This is a genomic window from Rhizobium sp. NFR07, from assembly GCF_900111905.1.
Lineage (GTDB): Bacteria > Pseudomonadota > Alphaproteobacteria > Rhizobiales > Rhizobiaceae > Neorhizobium.
Genome location: NZ_FOKM01000004.1, coordinates 348,135 through 367,670, shown reverse-complemented (window position 1 = coordinate 367,670; position 19,536 = coordinate 348,135). Strand labels below are relative to the sequence as shown.

At 61.1% G+C, this 19,536-nt stretch carries 20 protein-coding genes; 6 read left to right on the top strand and 14 right to left on the bottom strand.

The genetic code is table 11. The features are described from left to right. Positions 1-35: 35 nt before the first annotated feature. The 10 genes from BM216_RS11375 to BM216_RS11335 all read right to left on the bottom strand — a co-directional run bounded on the left by BM216_RS11375 (position 36) and on the right by BM216_RS11335 (position 9,373). The gene (locus tag BM216_RS11375) at positions 36-1,040 is read right to left on the bottom strand and encodes an ABC transporter ATP-binding protein (protein ID WP_092999132.1); all 1,005 of its coding nucleotides are present in this window, start codon (positions 1,038-1,040) and stop codon (positions 36-38) included. Positions 1,041-1,052: 12 nt separating this feature from the next. Further along, positions 1,053-1,877: a carbohydrate ABC transporter permease gene (locus BM216_RS11370; RefSeq protein WP_092999130.1), complete on the bottom strand. Its 825-nt coding sequence runs from the start codon at positions 1,875-1,877 to the stop codon at positions 1,053-1,055. An 11-nt stretch (positions 1,878-1,888) separates the two neighbouring features. Next, on the bottom strand, positions 1,889-2,761 hold the full coding sequence (locus BM216_RS11365; RefSeq protein WP_092999128.1) for a carbohydrate ABC transporter permease: 873 nt from the start codon (positions 2,759-2,761) through the stop codon (positions 1,889-1,891). Positions 2,762-2,955: 194 nt separating this feature from the next. Then, positions 2,956-4,272: an ABC transporter substrate-binding protein gene (locus tag BM216_RS11360; protein ID WP_092999126.1), complete on the bottom strand. Its 1,317-nt coding sequence runs from the start codon at positions 4,270-4,272 to the stop codon at positions 2,956-2,958. 146 nt (positions 4,273-4,418) lie between these two features. Then, positions 4,419-5,372: a sugar-binding transcriptional regulator gene (locus BM216_RS11355; protein WP_092999124.1), complete on the bottom strand. Its 954-nt coding sequence runs from the start codon at positions 5,370-5,372 to the stop codon at positions 4,419-4,421. Between the two features lie 92 nt (positions 5,373-5,464). Then, positions 5,465-5,674 carry a hypothetical protein gene (locus BM216_RS34620; RefSeq protein ID WP_280141677.1) on the bottom strand — a complete coding sequence of 70 codons (210 nt, stop codon included), beginning with the start codon at positions 5,672-5,674 and terminating at the stop codon, positions 5,465-5,467. Further along, the gene (locus tag BM216_RS34615) at positions 5,595-6,035 is read right to left on the bottom strand and encodes a Fic/DOC family protein (protein ID WP_280141676.1); all 441 of its coding nucleotides are present in this window, start codon (positions 6,033-6,035) and stop codon (positions 5,595-5,597) included. The genes BM216_RS34620 and BM216_RS34615 overlap by 80 nt, the downstream gene beginning before the upstream one ends. Next, positions 6,032-6,223, bottom strand: coding sequence for a hypothetical protein (locus tag BM216_RS11345; RefSeq protein WP_092999122.1), 192 nt, complete (start codon positions 6,221-6,223; stop codon positions 6,032-6,034). Before BM216_RS11345 ends, BM216_RS34615 begins: the two co-directional genes overlap by 4 nt. A 108-nt stretch (positions 6,224-6,331) precedes the next feature. After that, the gene (locus BM216_RS11340; protein WP_092999120.1) at positions 6,332-8,179 is read right to left on the bottom strand and encodes an ABC transporter ATP-binding protein; all 1,848 of its coding nucleotides are present in this window, start codon (positions 8,177-8,179) and stop codon (positions 6,332-6,334) included. Positions 8,180-8,194: 15 nt separating this feature from the next. Next, positions 8,195-9,373, bottom strand: a complete 1,179-nt coding sequence (locus BM216_RS11335; RefSeq protein WP_177230761.1) for a M20 aminoacylase family protein — start codon at positions 9,371-9,373, stop codon at positions 8,195-8,197. A gap of 324 nt (positions 9,374-9,697) precedes the next feature. On the opposite strand from BM216_RS11335, the gene BM216_RS11330 reads away from it, so the two are divergent. The 4 genes from BM216_RS11330 to BM216_RS11315 all read left to right on the top strand — a co-directional run bounded on the left by BM216_RS11330 (position 9,698) and on the right by BM216_RS11315 (position 14,799). Next, positions 9,698-11,407 (top strand): peptide ABC transporter substrate-binding protein, encoded by a 1,710-nt coding sequence (locus BM216_RS11330; RefSeq protein WP_092999118.1) that lies wholly within the window; start codon positions 9,698-9,700, stop codon positions 11,405-11,407. Between the two features lie 175 nt (positions 11,408-11,582). Further along, positions 11,583-12,593: an ABC transporter permease gene (locus BM216_RS11325; protein WP_092999116.1), complete on the top strand. Its 1,011-nt coding sequence runs from the start codon at positions 11,583-11,585 to the stop codon at positions 12,591-12,593. Continuing rightward, the gene (locus BM216_RS11320; protein WP_092999114.1) at positions 12,586-13,512 is read left to right on the top strand and encodes an ABC transporter permease; all 927 of its coding nucleotides are present in this window, start codon (positions 12,586-12,588) and stop codon (positions 13,510-13,512) included. The genes BM216_RS11325 and BM216_RS11320 overlap by 8 nt, the downstream gene beginning before the upstream one ends. Positions 13,513-13,662: 150 nt before the next feature. Then, positions 13,663-14,799, top strand: a complete 1,137-nt coding sequence (locus BM216_RS11315) for a hypothetical protein (RefSeq protein WP_092999112.1) — start codon at positions 13,663-13,665, stop codon at positions 14,797-14,799. Between the two features lie 239 nt (positions 14,800-15,038). Here the strand turns inward: BM216_RS11315 and BM216_RS11310 are convergent, their stop codons facing one another. Together BM216_RS11310 and BM216_RS11305 are read right to left on the bottom strand one after the other, a co-directional pair. Beyond that, positions 15,039-15,977, bottom strand: a complete 939-nt coding sequence (locus BM216_RS11310) for a sensor histidine kinase (protein WP_092999397.1) — start codon at positions 15,975-15,977, stop codon at positions 15,039-15,041. A 371-nt stretch (positions 15,978-16,348) separates the two neighbouring features. Continuing rightward, positions 16,349-17,143, bottom strand: coding sequence for a response regulator (locus tag BM216_RS11305; RefSeq protein WP_092999110.1), 795 nt, complete (start codon positions 17,141-17,143; stop codon positions 16,349-16,351). A 164-nt stretch (positions 17,144-17,307) separates the two neighbouring features. On the opposite strand from BM216_RS11305, the gene BM216_RS11300 reads away from it, so the two are divergent. Further along, entirely contained in the window at positions 17,308-17,505 is a 198-nt protein-coding gene (locus BM216_RS11300; RefSeq protein WP_092999108.1) for a NepR family anti-sigma factor, read from the top strand. Further along, positions 17,502-18,068, top strand: coding sequence for an RNA polymerase sigma factor (locus tag BM216_RS11295; protein ID WP_092999106.1), 567 nt, complete (start codon positions 17,502-17,504; stop codon positions 18,066-18,068). The genes BM216_RS11300 and BM216_RS11295 overlap by 4 nt, the downstream gene beginning before the upstream one ends. Positions 18,069-18,549: 481 nt before the next feature. Here BM216_RS11295 and BM216_RS11290 read toward each other — a convergent pair whose 3' ends face one another. Both BM216_RS11290 and BM216_RS11285 read right to left on the bottom strand, forming a co-directional pair. Next, complete coding sequence (locus BM216_RS11290; protein ID WP_143102765.1) at positions 18,550-18,942, bottom strand: hypothetical protein; 393 nt, start codon at positions 18,940-18,942, stop codon at positions 18,550-18,552. 56 nt (positions 18,943-18,998) lie between these two features. After that, positions 18,999-19,346, bottom strand: coding sequence for an ElaB/YgaM/YqjD family protein (locus BM216_RS11285; RefSeq protein ID WP_092999102.1), 348 nt, complete (start codon positions 19,344-19,346; stop codon positions 18,999-19,001). Positions 19,347-19,536 lie beyond the last annotated feature (190 nt).

Below are 19,536 nucleotides of genomic sequence, written 5' to 3'. Positions count from 1 at the left end.
TCCGGTTGGCCTGAACTCCCAGGCCGATTGGATAATCAGGCCTTGATGGCAAGGCCCTTGTCGTCGAAACGGTGCAGTCTGCTCTCATCCGGCGTCAGGTAGACCGTATCGCCGTGACGGGCGCCGAACTCGCCGCCGGCACGCGCGGTCATCTGTCCGATGCCCTCGACGTCGAGATGCAGGAACGTGTCGGCGCCGAGATGCTCGGCGACCGAGACGGTGCCTTTCCAGGTGCCGCTTTCCTTCGACAGCGTCAGGTGCTCGGGACGGATGCCGGCTGTGGCGGCACCCTTGGACTGGGCATAGGCGCCGGTGATCATGTTCATCCGCGGCGAGCCGATGAAGCCGGCGACGAACAGGTTGCGCGGCGTGTTGTAGAGTTCCATCGGCGAACCGACCTGCTCGATATTGCCGCGATTGAGCACGACGATTTTATCGGCCATGGTCATGGCTTCGATCTGGTCGTGCGTGACGTAGATCATCGTCGTCTTGAGCTGGTTGTGGAGGTCGCTGATTTCGAGACGCATCGTGCCGCGCAGAGCGGCGTCCAGATTGGACAGCGGCTCGTCGAACAGGAAGGCCGAAGGTTCGCGCACGATCGCACGGCCGATCGCCACGCGCTGGCGCTGGCCGCCGGAAAGCTGCGACGGGCGGCGCTCCAGATAGTCGGTGAGATTAAGCACGCGGGCCGCATCCTCGACCTTCTTGTCGATCTTCGCCTGCTCCATCTTCGCCATCTTCAACGGGAAGGCGATGTTCTTGCGCACGCTCATATGCGGATAGAGCGCGTAGGACTGGAACACCATGGCAAGCCCGCGGGCAGCCGGTGCAGCCTCGGTCACGTCCTTGCCGTCGATGGTGATCGAACCGCCGGTGACGTCTTCGAGACCGGCGATCAGCCGCAGCAGCGTCGACTTGCCGCTGCCCGACGGACCGACGAAGACGACGAATTCGCCATCCTTGATTTCGAGATCGACGGATGGAATGACCTTGGCTTCGCCGAAGGTCTTCTGCACGTTCTTGAGGGTAATGCTGCCCATGAGACGAATTCCTTACTTAACCGCGCCAAACGTGAGGCCGCGAACGAGTTGCTTCTGGCTGAACCAGCCGAGGATGAGGATGGGTGCGATCGCCATGGTCGAGGCCGCCGAAAGCTTTGCCCAGAACAGCCCCTGCGGTGACGAGAACGAGGCGATGAAGGCCGTCAGCGGCGCCGCATTGGTCGTCGTCAGCTGAATGGTCCAGAACGCTTCGTTCCAGGCAAGGATGATGTTCAGGAGCAGCGTCGAGGCGATGCCCGGCACGGCCATCGGCGTCAGCACGTAGACGATCTCTTTCCAGAGGCTCGCTCCGTCCATCCGCGCCGCTTCCAGGATCTCGCCCGGAATTTCGCGGAAATAGGTGTAGAGCATCCACACCACGATTGGCAGGTTGATCAGCGTCAACATGACGGTGAGGCCGACGCGGCTGTCGAGCAGGCCAAAGGTGCGGAAGATGATGAAGATCGGCAGCAGCACGGCCACTGACGGCATCATCTTGGTCGAAAGCATCCACATCAGGATGTCCTTGGTCCGCTTGGTCGGCGCGAACGCCATCGCCCAGGCGGACGGGATCGCGATGATCAGCGCCAGGATGGTCGAGCCGAGCGACAGGATCACCGAGTTCATGAACGGCTTGAAATAGTCGCGCTGCGTCTGCACCGTGACATAGTTCTCGAACGTGCCCGACGGGATGAGCGAGAAGCCGGCAATGGCTTCCTGCTCCGTCTTGAGGCTGGTGATCAGAGCGTAGAGGATCGGGAAGAAGATCAACAGCGCCACGACCCAGGCGGCGATGGTCCAGCCGATCTTAGCTCCGGTGGTAACTTTGCGAGCCATGATCTTCTCTCCTACTTGTCCAGGTTCTTGCCAACGGCGCGCATCAGGAAGATGGCAACGATATTGGCGAGAACGACGGCGATGATGCCACCTGCAGCCCCGCCGCCGACGTCATAGCCGAGACGTGCCGTGCGGTAGATGAGGAAGGTGAGGTTGGTGGACGCGTAACCCGGGCCGCCATTGGTGGTGACGAGGATTTCCGCATAGATGCCGAGCAGGAAGATCGTCTGGATCAGGATGACGACCGTGACGGCGCGCGAAAGATGCGGGATCGTCAGGTAGATGAAGCGGTTGATGAAGTTCGCGCCGTCCATCTCTGCGGCTTCCTTCTGCTCGCTGTCGAGCGACTGGAGCGCGGTGAGCAGGATGAGCGTCGCAAACGGCAACCACTGCCAGGCAACGATGATGATGACCGAGAACAGCGGATATTGCGCGAACCAGTCGATCGGCTGCATGCCGAAGAACTTGGCGATATCGGCAAACACGCCGTAGCCGGGATGCATGATCATGTTCTTCCAGATCAGCGCTGCCACCGGCGGCATGACGAAGAAGGGCGAGATGACGAGGATGCGCACGATCCCCTGGCCGAAGATCGGCTGGTCGATCAGCAGTGCGATCGCGGTACCGCCGATGACGGTGATGGCGAGCACGCCGAGCACCAGGACCAGCGTGTTCCAGATCGACTGGAAGAAGGCCGGATCGGTGTAGAAATACTGGTAATTGAAGAAGCCTGCGAACGAGACGTTCATCGGCGTCAGCAGGTTGTAGTTCTGGAACGAATAGTACAGCGTCATTGCGAGCGGTACGACCATCCAGACGAGAAGAACGATGACGGAGGGCGCCATCATCAGGCGAGCCAACGTCTTGGTGTTTTGCGTTGCCATCTTGAGCGACCCTCCCCGGAGCCATTTCAGCTCTAATTGCCGTGCCTTGTGTTCGGGCGGGAACCGCGGCGCGGGAGCATGATCTTGTTTTTATAGGGTAGCCGGCGAACACGACGAGATGTGCGCAGGCGGAATGTTCCCGTCAGGTAGACTGCCCGGCCGCATCGGCGACCGGGCAGTTTCTTCTTGGGAGGTTACTTGATGTAGCCGGCGCGGGTCATGTCGCGGGTTGCCGTCGCCTGGGCGGCGGCAAGCGCGTCGTCGACCGTGGACTGGCCGGCGATGACAGCCGAGAACAGCTGACCGACCGTGGTGCCGAGAGCCTGGAATTCAGGGATCGCGACGAACTGGCCGCCCGTGTAGGGCACCGGCTTGACGGTCGGCTTGGTGATGTCGGCAGCAGTCATGGCAGCGAGCGTCGGCTCGGCAAAGGCTGCAGCCTTCTTGTAATCCGCGTTTTCGTAGAGCGAGGTGCGCGTGCCCGGAGGAACGTTGGCCCAGCCTTCCTTGGAAGCGACGAGCGCGGTATATTCCTTGCTGGTTGCCCAGGCGATGAACTTCTGCGCGGCTTCAGCCTTCTGCGAAGAGGCCGGAACGGCAAGGTTCCACGACCACAGCCAGTTGCCGTGATTGTTGACGCCTTCCTTGGACGGGAAGATCGCGTAGTTGACCTTGTCGGCGACCGTCGATTCCTTCGGGTTGGAGACCATGGAGGCTGCCACGGTGGCATCCATCCACATGCCGCACTTGCCCTGCTGGAACAGCGTCAGGTTTTCGTTGAAGCCGTTGGAGGACGCACCGGCCGGACCGGCTTCCTTCATCAGGTCGGCATAGAACGTGAGCGCTTCCTTCCACTCCGGCTGGTCGAACTGCGGCTTCCAGTTTTCGTCGAACCAGCGGCCGCCGAAGGAGTTGTTGAGCGCCGAAAGGAACGCCATGTTCTCGCCCCAGCCGGCCTTGCCGCGCAGGCAGATGCCGTTGATGTCGTTGCCGCGGTCGGTCATCTTCTTGGCCGCATCGGCAATGAATTCCCAGGTCGGGTTTTCAGGCATCTTCAGGCCGGCCTTTTCGAGAAGGTCGGTGCGATACATGATCATCGCGGATTCGCCGTAGAACGGTGCAGCATAAAGCTTGCTGTCGACGGAGAGGCCACCGCGGATCGCCGGCAGCAGGTCGTCCATGTCGTAATTGTCGCCAAGACCGTCGAGCGGCAGCAGCCACTGCTGCTTGGCCCAGATCGGAACTTCGTAGTTGCCGATGGTGACGATGTCGTACTGGCCGCCATTGGCAGCGATATCGGTCGTGACGCGCTCGCGAAGAACGTTTTCTTCGAGCGTGACCCAGTTGACCTGGATATCCGGGTTGGCCTTCGTGAATTCAGACGTCAGACCCTGCATGCGGATCATGTCGGAATTGTTGACGGTGGCGATGGTGAGGGTTTCGGCAGAAGCCGCGTTGGCAACAAAAGCCATGGCCGAGCAGGCGCCCAGCAAAAAGGTCTTCAATGTCATATCTTCCTCCCGAGAAGATGTTGGCGAGCATTCGCTTTGCTCATGGGCAATTACTTACCAACGCCCCTCAGAAGTCAACACAGATTCGTCGCTGCACTGCGGTTAAAACGTTTTAATATATTGATTTTATTATAATAATTTTTTGCTCACAGGGAGAGCAGCTGCTCAGCGGATGCTTCGTCGGTGATCACGCCATTGATCAGGCCACCCTTGAGCGCAGCGGCCATGGCCGGGATCTTGCGCTTCCCCTGGGCTATGCCGACGACCGCGCTGGTCTGCCGCGACGGGATCGGCACGCTGGCCACGCGCTCGTTGACGGCATTGTCGATCAGCCGTCCGTCCCGGTCGTAGATCCAGCCGCATATCTCGCCCGTGGCACCGCTTTCGACCAGACGCAGCATTTCTTCCCGGTCGAGGAACCCGTCGACGCAGAGCGGCGCTTCCACGCCAAGCTCGCCGATCCCGACGAAGGTGGCGTCCGCCTGCGCGGCAAGCGCCAGGGTCGAGCGCACCAGCGCCTGGTCGTGCAGGGTCTCGCGCTCCTCCGCGGATGAACAGAGGACCGGAAGCGGCATCGGGAAATGCCGCGCCTTGATCGCATCGGCCATGGAGAAGATGACGTTGTAGAAGGCGGCCGAGCCGTCCGGCCCGATATTGCCCGTGAGCGACACGATCCGGTGCTGCGGGCATTCCATCGGCGGCAGCTGGTCGACGGCGGCCTTCAGGGTCCTGCCCGTGCCAACGGCGATGATGATCGGATCCGGCCGCTTCAGCCAGCGCTCGATTTCCGCCGCCGCCGCTTCCGCGATGCCGGTCGTGGAAGATCCGCCCTCCGGATCGCTCGGCACCACTTCGGCCTGCTTCAGCCCATATTTTTCCTTGAGCCGTTCGGCAAGCTCCAGGCAGGCAGCGATCGGATGGTCGAGCCTGACCTTGATCAGCCGCTCGGCAACGGCAAGCGACACGAGGCGCTGCGCCGATTGCCTGGAGATCCCCATGGCGGACGCGATCTCGTCCTGCGTCCGGCCCGCGACATAGTAGAGCCATCCAGCTCTCGCCGCATCATCCAGCCGCCCCTGGGTGTCAGACCGTTTTGCCATGCAGAAATCTCCTCTGGCAATTTGCTGACATTTTTTCCGAGGGTCTGTCAAACGATGAAAAATGCGGCTGCCATCAGCAGGCTGCACGCTGCTCAGTCGGATTTCAGCGCCGCCGCAATCACTCCGGCCATGCCGTCATAATCCCCGCGATGCGCTGCAATCAAGGCTTTCATCCAGTCTGCAGCCACAATTTTCGTCAGGTCGAGCGGGTGCCGCGCATGCTCACAGAGCAGCTTGAAATACTGCAATTGCGTCCGTCCGTTTCCCTCGCGAAAAGGGTGTACGTAGTTCACGTCCCCCATGATCGACGCGGCCTTCACGGCAAATTCTTCGCAATTCAAGCCACGCAGAAAATCCATCGAACATCAGGCGTCGGTGCACGTCGGCCATGCCGATTTCGATATATTGATGGAACTGGAACTGGCTGCCGCCCTTCGAGATCTCGACGGTGCGGATCTCACCGGCCCAATCGAAAATATCCTGGAAAAGATGGCGATGAATGGCGCGGAGATGTTTTAGATCGAAATTCCCAATGGGAATGCCCTGACGGCTGCGAAAGACGACAATTTCGCGCTCGTGATAGTCGAATTTCTCGGCGTCCTGAATGCCGAGCTTGTTTCTCAGCACATGGCTTCCCGGATAGACGTAAGGATCACCGTTCATTCTGCGGCGTCGGATGCCTGGGCACGGGCGCGTTCGAGTATATAGGCAAGCTGCTTTTCTTCCGGCCAGCCCTTGCGGTCGAACATTTCGAACATCGCCACCTGCTCCGCATCAAGCGGATTGCTCTCGATCGCCTGCAGATGCGCTGCCTCGAGTGTGCGCTGCCGAATCAGGTCCTTGTCGCTCATCGCCTGCCTTCCATGAGATGCCGGAAAGACGAAAAATCCGCGTCCCCGGCAGCCTTCGAAACTACCAGAAACGCGGATATTCAGCAAATGCGAGAGGCTGAAAAAGCCTCACGCCACCTGGACGATATGCCCGGCGGACACCTCGCGATATTCCCTCACCGGCGGCACGTAATCGGCCGGGCGGATCGGGCTTTTGATCTCGTCGGTCGACATGTTGCGCTTGATCGAGCGGCGCGACGGATCCGGTACCGGCACGGCCGACATCAGCTTCTTCGTATAGGGATGCTGCGGATTTTCGAACACTGCCGCGCGCGGGCCGATCTCCACGATCTCGCCGAGATACATGACCGCCACGCGATGGCTGACGCGCTCGACCACCGCCATGTCGTGGGAGATGAACAGGAAGGCGAGCTTCAGGCTCTGCTGCAGGTCAAGCAGCAGGTTGCAGACCTGTGCCTTGATCGACACGTCGAGCGCCGATACCGCCTCGTCCGCCACGATCACCTTCGGGTCGAGCATCAGCGCACGCGCAATCGCGATACGCTGCCGCTGGCCGCCGGAAAACTCGTGCGGGAACCGCTTCATCATGTCCGCGGAGAGGCCGACCTTGTCGAGCAGCTCGGCCGTCTTCTCCCGCGCCTGCGCCTTGGTGCCGAGCCCGTGCTCGACGAAAGGCTCCATCACCGCGGAACCGATGCTCATGCGCGGATTGAGCGATGCGAACGGATCCTGGAACACCATCTGGATCGACCGGCGCATCTTGCGCAGCGTCGGCTGGTCGAGGCTCATCACGTCATAACCATCGAGCTGCACCTTGCCGCTCGTCGGATTGATCAGCCGCGTCACCGAGCGGCCGGTCGTCGACTTGCCGCAACCTGATTCGCCCACCAGCGACAACGTCTCGCCTTCGAAAAGGTCGAACGAAACTTTCTCGACGGCATGGACAGCGCCGGTCTTGCGGCCGAACAGGCCGGAATGAATGTCGAAGCGAGTCGTCAGGTCCTTCACATCGAGGATCGGCGTCTTGCCCTTGGCAACCGTGTCCTTCACGTCGGCCAGAACCTGCTGTTCGCCGGTCTTGATGTCGATGCTCGGGAAGCGCAGCGGCAGCTTGCGATCGCCCATCGAGCCGAGCCGAGGCACGGCCGAAAGCAGTGCCCGCGTATAGGGATGCTGGCCGCGATGAAAAATGTCGTCGGTTGGCCCGGTCTCCACCTGATCGCCGCGGAACATCACGATCGTCCGGTCGGCCACCTCAGCCACCACGCCCATGTCGTGGGTGATGAACAGGACCGACATGCCCTCCTCTTCCTGGAGCGTCTTGATCAGGTCGAGGATCTGGCCCTGGATCGTCACGTCGAGAGCGGTCGTCGGCTCGTCGGCGATCAGAAGCTTAGGCTTCGACGCAAGCGCCATGGCGATCATCACGCGCTGGCGCATGCCGCCGGAAAACTGGTGCGGATATTCGTCGAACCGCCCCTTTGCGTTCGGGATGCGGACCTTTTCCAGCAGGCGGATGACCTCCGCCTTCGCCTCGGCCTTGGAAATGTTCTTGTGAACGGTCAGCGCCTCGGCGATCTGCTTGCCGATCGGGAAGATCGGGTTGAGCGAGGTCATCGGCTCCTGGAAGATCATCGAGATCTCGTTGCCGCGCACCTGCCGCATCTGCTCTTCCGGCAGCGCCATCAGCTCCCTGCCGTCGAGGAAGACCTGGCCCTCGATCCGGCTCGTCCGCTTCGGCAGGAGCCGCATGATCGAGAGCGAGGTGACGGACTTGCCCGAGCCCGATTCACCGACGATGGCGACGGTTTCCCGCGGGGCGATGTCGAAGGACATGTTGCGCACCACGGTCTTCCACTCGTCGTTGACGCGGAAGGAGGTCGAGAGGTTCTTGACCGAGAGAATGGGAGAAACCGATCCTCCCGTCTGTTCCATTGCAGTTCCGGAAAGCAGCATCGATCTATCCTATCGTTACGCGGCCAGATCCTGGGCGGCGAGTGCGGTTTCTGCAAGCGTTACCCAGTAGCTGATGCCATAGGGGATCGCCTCGTCGTTGAAGTCATACGCCGCATTGTGCAGGCTCGCGGTGTCGCCATTGCCGATGAAGATGAAGGCTCCGGGACGCTTCTCCAGCATGTAGGAAAAGTCTTCCGCACCCATATGCGGCTGCACGACGCCATTGACCTGCTTCGGCCCGGCGACCTTGGAGGCGATCTCGATGGCGAAGTCCGTCTCGTCCTCGTGGTTCATGGTCACGGGATAACCGCGGCGATAGAGGACATCCACGGTGGCGCCATGGATACTCGCCGTCGCCTCGGCGACTTCCTTCACCCGCTTCTCGGCGAAATCACGGGTTTCCGGCAGAAGCGTGCGCACCGTGCCGGCCAGCTTTACCGACCCTGGAATGACGTTGTTCGCATCGCCGCCATGAATGGAAGCGACCGTCACCACCAGCGACTTCAGCGGATCCATCTCGCGCGACACGATCGACTGCAGCGCCACGACGATATGCGAGGCGGTCAGAACCGGATCGATCGAGTTGTGCGGCTGGGCTGCATGGCTGCCTCGACCGTTTACGGTGATCTCGAACACGTCGGCCGCCGCCATGATGCCGCCCTTGCGGATGGCGAAATTGCCGACCGGAAGCCGCGGCTCGTTATGCATGCCATAGACTTCCTTGATGGCGAACTTGTCCATCATGCCGTCGTTGATCATCGCGAGCGCGCCCGCGCCCCCCTCTTCCGCCGGCTGGAAGATCACCGCGATCGAGCCTTTGAAGTTACGGGTCTCGGCAAGGTATTGCGCGGCACCCAGCAGCATCGCCGTGTGACCGTCGTGACCGCAGGAATGCGCCTTGCCCGGCGTCTTCGATGCCCAGGGCTTGCCGCTCGTCTCGTAGATCGGAAGCGCATCCATGTCGGCGCGGAAGCCGATCACCGGGCCGTCGCCGTGACGCCCCTTGATGATGCCGACGACGCCCGTGCGCCCGACACCGGTCTCGACCACGTCGCAGCCGAAGGAGCGAAGCTTCTCGGCAACGAAACTGGAGGTTTCATGAACGTCGTAGAGCAGTTCCGGATTCTGGTGGATGTGGCGACGCCACTCGGCCACCTGTTCCTGCATTTCTGCGACGCGATTGATAACCGGCATTAAGGCACCCCATTGTTTTTTCTATGTTTCCCACTCTGGCGTAGGGGGATATTGCGACGCATTGGTCCCCTTTTGCAAGCTTCAATTTTGTCTCTTGAACGAAAAATAGGCCTATGCTTAGATGGCTCAAAATTTGGTCACACACGCCTGACGTGAAGGGATGGACGTGTCTTAGAGCGACTGAACACAAGGATCACGGGCACCGATAATCACGCCCGGCGGAGGAGCTGACAGACGCAAAGTCGCAGCTTGGGAAATCCGACCGGAGCCTGCCCGAACCAATCACAACAACTCGTCAAGAGAACCACAAAGGGGAACAGCAGCATGCACAAACTGAAACTTCTTTTGGCCGGCACCGCGGCCGCGCTGGCGCTTTCGGGCCCGGCGGCGCACGCGGAGCGCGGTACGGACGGAGACTTGAAGATCCTGTTCTGGCAGGCCGTCTCCACTATGAACCCGTATCTTTCGGGTGGTACGAAGGAAGTTCTGGCATCCTCAATCGTCATCGAGCCCCTGGCGCGCACCGACGAAAAGGGCGAGCTGGTGCCGTGGCTGGTGACTGAGATCCCGACGCTGGAAAACGGCGGCGTCGCCAAGGATCTGCTGAGCATGACCTGGAAGCTGAAGCCGGACGTCAAGTGGTCCGACGGCACGGATTTTACCGCCGAGGACGTGATCTTCACCTGGAAATACTGCACTGCGCCGGATGGCGGCTGCGCCCAGGCTGCCCAGTATGAGGGCGTCAAGAATGTCGAGGCGATCGACCCGCACACGGTCAAGATCACCTTCGAAGAGCCGAAGCCCTATCCCTATTCCGCCTTCGTCGGCCCCCAGTCGCCGATCATCCAGGCTGCCCAGTTCAAGGATTGCGTCGGTGCCAAGGCTCCGGGCTGCACAGCGGCCAATTTCGGCCCGATCGGCACCGGCTCTTTCGTCGTCAAGGATTTCAAGCCGAACGACGTCATCACCTTCGCGGCCAACCCGAACTATCGCGATGCCGCCAAGCCCGCCTTCGCCTCGATCACGCTGAAGGGCGGCGGTGACGCTGCGTCTGCTGCGCGCGCCGTGCTCGAAACCGGCGAATACGACTATGCCTGGAACGCCCAGGTCGAGCCGGAAGTGCTGCAGACCATGATGGCCGCCGGCAAGGGCCGTCTAGAAATCTCCTTCGGTACCCAGACCGAGCGTATCAACCTCAACTGGACCAACCCGGACCCGGCACTGGGCGACAAGCGCTCCACCACCGAAGCCGGTCCGCATCCGGCGCTGAAGGACCCGGCCGTCCGCCGCGCTCTGTCGCTTGCAATCGACCGCGACATCATCGTTGAAGCCGGCTACGGCCAGTCGGGCAAGCCCACCTGCAACATCGTGCCGGCCCCGGAAGCCGTCGCATCCACCAAGAACGACAGCTGGTGCCTGAAGCAGGATATCGAAGGCGCCAACAAGCTGCTCGACGACGCCGGCTGGGTGAAGGGCGGAGACGGCATCCGCGCCAAGGATGGCGTAAAGCTATCCTTCCTCTACTCCACCTCCACCAACTCGGTTCGTCAGGCGACCCAGGAACTGGTCAAGGCCATGTGGGCGGAAATCGGCGTCGATGCCGAACTGCGTAACGCCTCTGCCTCCGTCTTCTTCGGTGGCGATCCGGCAAGCCCGGACACGTTCCAGAAATTCTATGCCGACGTCCTGATGTATACCAACAACTTCGACGGCACGGACCCGGAAAAGTACCTGGCGGAATGGCTTTGCGACAAGATGCCGGGACCGAAGAACGGCTGGCAGGGCCAGAACATCCCGCGTTACTGCAACCCGGCCTATGACAAGCTCGTCGGCGAGCTCTCCAAGACCGCCGATCTCGAAAAGCGCGCCGAGCTTTCCAAGCAGCTCAACGACATGCTGACCGAGGAAGGCGCCCATATCCCGCTCGTCCATCGCGGCGATCAGTCTTCCTTCGCGGTCACGCTGGAAGGCGTGAGGATGAACTCGTGGGATAGCCAGGTCTGGAACATCGCCGACTGGTCCCGCAAGAAGTAATGCCGGTCGCCGGGCCGCATGAACGGCGGCCCGGCACCCTCATCGCTTCCCGACAGCATCGCGACCCGCCCGGCGATATTGTGGCGGTTCAAATGACATAGACATCGAGAATCCTACGTCATCGTCGCCGTGCTGCAGCCGTGGCGCACGAGCGCGTAGCCCGGAGAGTTCCTATATGTTCACCTATACGTTGCGACGATTGTTCTTCGCAATTCCGACGCTGCTGATCATCAGCTTCGTCATTTTCGCGCTGCTCGACCTGGCGCCCAACGATCCGACCGGCGACCTGCCGCTGACCATCCCGCCTGAAGTGCGCGAGCAGATCCGCGCCTCGCTCGGCCTCGATCAACCCTTCTTCATCCGCTACCTGGCATGGCTCAACCAGTTTTTCGTCAACGAGCCGCTGAACATCCTCGAAAGCCTGACCGGCTGGCAGTTCGGCGACGGAGAGCGCATGCGCGTGCTCTCCTGGGCCACCCGTAGTCCGGTCGTCGACCTCATCGTCCAGCGCCTGCCGCAGACGCTCTGGGTCGTCGGTCTCGCCTATGTCTTCGGCATCCTCATCGCCATCCCGATCGGCGTCATCTCCGCCTACAAGCAGTATTCGATCTTCGACCAGATCGGCACCTTCGTCTCGATGGTCGGCTATTCGGTCCCGACCTTCTTCACCGGCGTGCTGCTGATCGTCATCTTCTCGTCCTACCTGCAATGGTTCCCGTCGGTTTATGACACCAATCTCAGGGTGACCGACTTTGCGACCTTCGTCGCGCAGATCAAGCAGATGGCCCTGCCCGTCGCGGTTCTGGCGCTCTACAACGCATCCCAGATCGCCCGCTTCGTGCGCGCCTCCATGCTCGACAACCTGCATCAGGATTATGTCCGCACCGCCCGCGCCAAGGGCGTCAAGGAAAAGGTCGTGCTGCTCGTCCACGTCCTGCGCAACAGCCTGATCCCGGTCGTCACCGTGATTGCGCTTGGTGTCCCGACGGTCTTCTCCGGCGCCATCATCACCGAACAGGTCTTCCGCGTGAACGGCCTCGGCCAGCTGCTCATCACCGCCGTCCAGGGTGCGGATATCCCGCTCATCCAGACGCTCACCTTCATCTTCGCGGTGCTGATCGTCCTCTTCAACCTGATCGCCGACGTGCTTTACGGCCTTCTTGACCCGAGGATCCGTTATGACTGATGCGACCATGACAACCGCTCCTCCCGCCGTCGCCTCGACCCCGACACGTTCGGCCCTCAGCGACATGTGGCACCAGTTTCGCGCTCACAAGGGCGGCGTCGCCGGGCTTGTCGTCTTCACCTTCATCGTGCTTGCCGTCTATGTCGGCCCGCTGATCCACACCGTGGCGCCGAACAAGCTCGATATCCGCGCCAAGAACCAGTGGCCGTCGCTCGCCCATCCCTTCGGCACCGACAATCTCGGCAAGGACATGCTGGCGCAGGTTCTGGCCGGAGGACGCATATCGCTCGCCGTCGGCATCACCGCCATGCTGCTGGCGCTTTTCCTCGGAACGCTGGTCGGCGTGCTCTCGGGCTATTTCCGTCGCCTCGACGGACCGCTGATGCGCCTCACCGACCTGTTCCTGGCGCTGCCGCTGCTGCCGCTGCTGCTCGTCATCATCCTGCTGTTCCGCGACAGCCTGCGCGCCGCCTTCGGCCCGGAGACCGGCATCTTCATCCTGATCGTCTTCGTCATCGGCATCACCAGTTGGATGCACACGGCCCGCATCGTCCGCGGCGACGTGCTGGCGGTGAAGAGCCAGGAATTCGTGCTGGCGGCCAAATCGAGCGGCATGATGGAATATCGCATCGTGCTCAGGCATATCCTGCCCAACGTCCTGTCCTCGATCATGGTCTCGGCGACGCTCGGCATTGCTTCCGCCATCATTACGGAATCGTCGCTGAGCTTCCTTGGCCTGGGCTTCCCATCGGACTTCCCGACCTGGGGCCGCCTTCTGTTCGACGGCGCGAATTTCATGACGCTCACGCCTTCGCGCGTGTTGTGGCCGGGACTTGCCATCTCGCTGACGGTGCTCAGCGTCAACTACATGGGCGACGCCATCCGTGACGCGCTCGACCCCCGCGCCGTCAAGCGCTGATAGGAGACCGGATCCGGCGGGCAACCCGCCGGATCCTCATCCAAGTGCGGCATCGTTACGGCTGTAGCCTCAACACCTCTTCCTGAAATCCCGCCCCGCTGACGCGGCACTATCGTCCGAGACCTCTCTCAGCAGTGTGAGGATGGTTGGATGACCACGGACGTATTTGTTGAAGTGCATGATTTCGGGTTCGGCCCGGCCTGCGGTTTCCTGGATATTACCGAGAAATTCGCGCATCGCTATCGATGGCATGTTCTGGCGGCGGGCAATGCCGCGGCCTACATCAAGAAGGAGCGGCCGGAAATAGACCTCATCCCGTTCAACGGTTTCGACAGATCCATCTGGCCGCAGCTTTCCAATTTCGTACCGGCTGATGCCCCGCTCGTCACCTTCTCCAATCCCGGTTTCGCCGCCTATGCCGCGCAGCGGGGCTACAGCGTCCATCTCGTCGATCAGCTGGACTGGATGTGGCCGGCCTATCCCGAGGGGATCGACCAGGTCGATCTGCATCTCGTCCAGTATTATTTCGGCAAGGAAAACGGCAAGGCACGGGCTCCTGGCGCAATCGTGATCCGCCCCATCGTGACCCCTTCCGCGCTCTCCAGCGCCAACCGGCTCGATGCTATCGGTACGGTCATCGGTCTTGGAGGAATGGCGATCGCCGGCGATCCGACCGCCGGAGACAGCCATGCGCGCTGGCTTCTGTCGCAGATCCTGTCGGCGCTGAAAGACACGCCGGAGGCCTTCCCCCTCTGCATCGTCGGCGGAAGCCCCAACCTTGCGGCAATCGTCAACGCGCTCGGCGACGCGCGCGTCCACGCCGCAGGCGGCGTCGGGCGGCGCAGCTATATGGAACTGCTGCGATGCTCCCGCTTCCAGATCCTGACGCCCGGTCTTGCGTCCATCTATGAGGCGGCAGCGCTTGGTGTCAGCCCGCTGTTCCAGCCGGGCGTCAACAAGAGCATGCTGCTGCAGCTCGAGAGTCTGGTTGAGACAGGCTACCCGTTTGCGGTCACATGGCCATGGTTCAAGGCCGCACGCGACAGGTTGACGACATTGCCGCCGGCCGATGCGCTCGATCTCATCACCCGCTCCATCGCATCGTCGATGCGCGGCGAGGACGAAGCCGGCGACCTCTTGAGGGCGGGCGTGAAGGGCTACGTCGCATCGGCAGGCGAAAGGCCCGTGCCGATCAAGGTGCCGAAGAACCTTCCGGACGGCGGGCTTCTGCTCGAAGAAGCCATTCAAAGGAATCTTGAAAAAAATTCGAAAAAGTTCGGAACTTAATTTCCGGCCGTCCGTTATTCGAGTGTCTGAAGGCGACCCCCCGTCCCCCGCCCTACAAGAGCCTTCGGACAACTCTTCAATCCCCCTCGAAGAGACGAGCCGGGTCGGTTCCATCAGGAACCGACCCGGGTCTGTTTTGGGCATCTGAAAACCCCACAAGACCGCATCGGCACCTGCCGGGCCAAGATCTTCACCTGCATCGACCATGCTAGGCCGTCACTTCGGCCACTTGGATGGCGTCAGTCGCCGATATCGAGCGGGAACCGCAGCTCGTAGCTGATCTCTTCGTTGGAGATTATGTATTTTGCCTTGCCGTTCACCGAGGCAGGCACGACGCGTTCCAAAACCGTGCTGCCGAAATGCGCTTTCAGGCTGTCCTCGGTCGAATCGTCACCGGCGCGGTTGCTGAGCTTTTCGTGCCAATGCATTTCCAGCCAGTCGTGACCATCCAGATGAATGCGCGTGCAGGTCACCTCGACCGGCCGAACGCCGCGCAACAGCGAGCCGTGGCTGACCGCGTTGACGATCAGCTCGTGCAGCGCCAGCCCAAGATGCAGCGACGCATTCGGGGTGAGGAGCATGTTGTCGCCCGACACTTTCACCAAATGCGTATTGTCCGGCAGGTACTTTTCCGTCTGCTGGCGCACGAGATCGTAGAAATAGGCGCCGCGCCAGCTGGAATCGGTGATCAGGTCCTGGGACTGCGACAGCGAATAGAGCCTGCCGCGAAACTTGTGCAGGAAAAGGTCGAGCGAACCGGAATAGCGGGCCGTCTGCAGCGCGATGCTCTGAATGATCGCGAGCAGGTTCTTCGACCGGTGGCTTACTTCCCGCAGCAGCGCGCGCAGCAATCGCTCGCGATGCCGCTCTTCCGAGCGGTCGATGATCGTCGTGACGAGGTGAATGCCGCCGGCCTCGAACTGCACCGCCTGGACGCGAAATTCGAATACCTGGTCGGAGCCGACGGTAACCTCGATATGACCCTTCTTGCCGCTCTCGGTCATGGAGCTCTTGACCGTCGTCAGCTTGGCCGCAACTTCCTCGCCGAAAAGCGTCGCGTCGGTCGGCGCGCTGATCTCGCCGCAGGCCCAGGCCTCCGGAAGATTGGCGAGATAGAGATAGTTCAGATTCTGGTCCTGGATGATGATGCTGGCGCCGAGGTCGATAAGCGCGGGCATGAAAAACTCCCGCAGCTTGTCATCACTCTGACCAGCTTGCTGCCATGTCAGCGGATGCGCCAATTTAGCCACTCCATCTACCGGCCCATCGTGGCGCCCCGATGGCAGCGCCGGATGCTCATGCCCTTACAATTTTCCCCCGGCCGTGTCGACAACCGGGGCGGTCCGATGCCTTCGCGCTACCGATACCCTTCAGGGAGTACCGAACACGCCGGGCGGCGCCTCATGACGCCCATTCCCGCAACCTCAGACCATCATCAAGGGATAGAATACAAAGGTTTGAGACGAGAGCCTGCGTGCCGCTTTCACGGTCACGGCAGAACCCCGCCTCGATGAATATGTTCCAGAAAAACGCCACGACAAGGGGCAGCTCACGCTGCCGCCTTGACCGCTTCGTTGAAGAACAGCGCCTGGCTGATCAACGCCTTGACCATATCCGGGTTGAACGGCTTCGTGACCAGGAATGCCGGCTCCGGCCGCTCGCCGGTCAGCAGCCTTTCAGGGAACGCGGTGATGAAGATCACCGGAACGCTGGAAGCCTTCAGGATCTCGTTGACGGCGTCGATGCCCGAGCTGCCATCGGCAAGCTGGATGTCGGCCAGAACCATCTTCGGCTTGGAAGACTGGAACAGCGACACCGCTTCCTTGTGGGTGCGGGCAATGCCGGTCACGCGGTGGCCGAGATCCTGAACCATCTGCTCGATGTCGAGCGCGATCAGCGGCTCGTCCTCGATGATCATGATATCGGTCGCGACCTGGCGGGAGATTTCACGCGACGCCTCGTCCAGCAGACGGTTCACGTCGGAAACACTGACATCCAGCACTTCAGCGGCTTCATCGACGGTGAAGCCTTCGACCGAGACCAGAAGGAACGCATGGCGCGCCTGCGAGGGGATGGACGACAGGTTGGCGGCGGCTCGCTGTTCCCACGCGAACGGCGATTCGATCGGACGAATCTCGATGGCGGTGGAACCAAAAATTGCGACAAAGAGTTTATAAAGCGAAACGCGATCCTTGGACGATTCCGGAAATATGGAAACATCCGCGATTAGCGCTTCCAGAACTGCCGCCACATATGCGTCTCCTGACGTCTGCGATCCGGTTACTGCACGAGCATACCGCCGCAGATACGGAAGGTGAGACGCAACGCGTGTGGTGAGTGACATACAAATTCTCCCCTAGGCCCAACGGGCAATTGACCTGTCATTAACGTGGGGGTGCAAAATAAGTTCCGCAAGACGGAACTTTTTTTCGTCTCGAGCATTTTCCTCCCGACGAATTGCAAGCAGGCGCCCGCGTGATGAGTGACGAGACCAGAAAAAAGCATGATATGACCACAGCCCAGACCCCTCAGATAAAGCCAGGATCCTTGGCCCCGAATGCTTCTATCTCTCGGAAGCTCAAGGAATTCTATGAAGCCGTACAGGAAGAAGGCATCCCGGATCGCTTTCTGGACCTGCTCGAACGTCTCGAAGAAGCCGAAAATGCGCACAAGGCCAGCGCAGCCAAGGCGGTGGATGCAAAATGAGCACCCAGCAAGAGACTGACGATCGCGTTTTCAAGCGCGACCTTCTTGCATCGTTGCCGAACCTGCGCGCTTTCGCGGTGTCCCTGACCGGACGCCACGACAAGGCTGACGATCTGGTTCAGGACACGATCATGAAGGCCTGGGCAAACCAGAAGAGCTTCACCGCCGGCACCAACATGCGGGCCTGGCTGTTCACGATCCTGCGCAACGAGTTCTACAGCCAGATGCGCAAGCGCGGCCGTGAGGTGCAGGATACGGACGGCCTCTTCTCGGAACGGTTCTCGGTTCATCCGGAACAGTATGGCCGCCTCGACCTTCAGGACTTCCGCAAGGCGCTTGACAAGCTGCCGGATGACCAGCGCGAAGCGATCATCCTAGTCGGTGCCGCGGGCTTTGCCTATGAGGAGGCCGCCGAGATCTGCGGATGCGCCGTCGGCACGATCAAGAGCCGTGTCTCCCGCGCCCGCAGCCGCCTGCAGGAAGTGCTGGGCGTTTCCGGCGAAGGCGATTACGGCCCCGATGCCGGCGACGCCGCCATCACTGCCCGCGCTTTCGGCAGCTGATCTCCGATTCATGAAAATTCGAAAAGGCCGCGGTTTCCGCGGCCTTTTTGTTGCACGCAGTGGCACAGCCTTCCCTTTGCGTATCAGCGTGGCACGCCTGAAGCCCCATTAACCTTACCTCATAACCACCTGGTAAGCATTCGCTTGCCGTCGCTCACCTGGCATCGGACAACTGCCCCACACTTGAGGGCAAGACATGGGCAGACGCAGGATAAACACGCTTCGATCATGTAGGCGAACCTATCGCCAGCGCCCCAAGGAAGGGGTGAAGAACGTACCCGAAAACAGCCGCCCCATCCTTCGCACACCCTCTAGGGTGGTGAAGACGGACGCACCTTCTTCCGCTCAGTCGGACACCGAAGAACCGGCAAACGACAATTGGGATTTCTGGGACGAGACCGAGTAGCCCTTCCGCCCAATGAAAAAGCCGCCCGTTGAGGCGGCTTTCCTATCATTTCGGCAGGCTCGGTTTCCCACCTGATCACTCCGCAGGCGGCGGACCTTGCTTGGATCCCGTTCCCTTCATCGCCAGGAAACCGAGCCCGCCCACTGCGGCAAGCAGCAGCAGGGGTTTCGACTTCATCAGGATGGGCAGTGCGGAAACGGCAGCGGTCATTACGAGTGCCCGGTTGCTGTTGGCGGCCGCAGCCTCGCGCCGGCGCTTTTCCTCGGCGCTGTTGGCGATCGCCACGCTGATCAGCATGATCAGCCCCAGCAGCAGAGCACCGCCCGCCATCACGAGAAGTGCTGCAAGCGTACCCCACAACGTGCCGAGATAGACGGCAAGCGCTGCGACCAGCAGCACGTAGGTCGTCAGGAAAAGCACGAGCGCGATCCCGTAAAGGATCGCGTTGCGCCTGAACTTCCGCTTCATCGCCGCCACATCCGTCGCTATGAAGGATGCCAGCAGCGGTCCCAGTGCCGTCAGCATTAGCGGCGGGACAGAAGCGCGAAGAGGAAGCCGGCGCCGGCGGCAATGGCGACCGACTGGATCGGGTTGGCGCGGATCTGGCGCTCAAGGTCACGCTCGAGGCTGACAGCCTGGCTCTTGGCGGCTTCAACCATCTGATAGGACGCGTCGGTGGCGTCGGCTGCGGCGCGCTTTGCCTTGCCCTTCACTTCGGTCGCCTTCTCGTTGCCGACGGCGGCAACGGTCTTGGCGAGCGCGGAAATGTCTTCACGCAGCTGCTGCAGCTGCACTTCGATATCTTTGGTCGAGGCAGAGGAAGAGCCGTTGCCGGTGCGGGAAAATTCGGTGGTCGATGACGTTGCGGGCATAACGATCTCCTGATTGGTCGAATGATTGTTGCGAACTTGCGGACCCTCGGCTTTGCGAAGGGTCAAATCCAGTGGAATACGTAGAGAAGAAGGATGATGGGGATCGGAACTCCCACGGCCCACAAAAGGATGCCTCTCATTCTTCGTCTCCTTGTGCGGCGCGCAACTCGATGCAGCGCCCGATGACCGA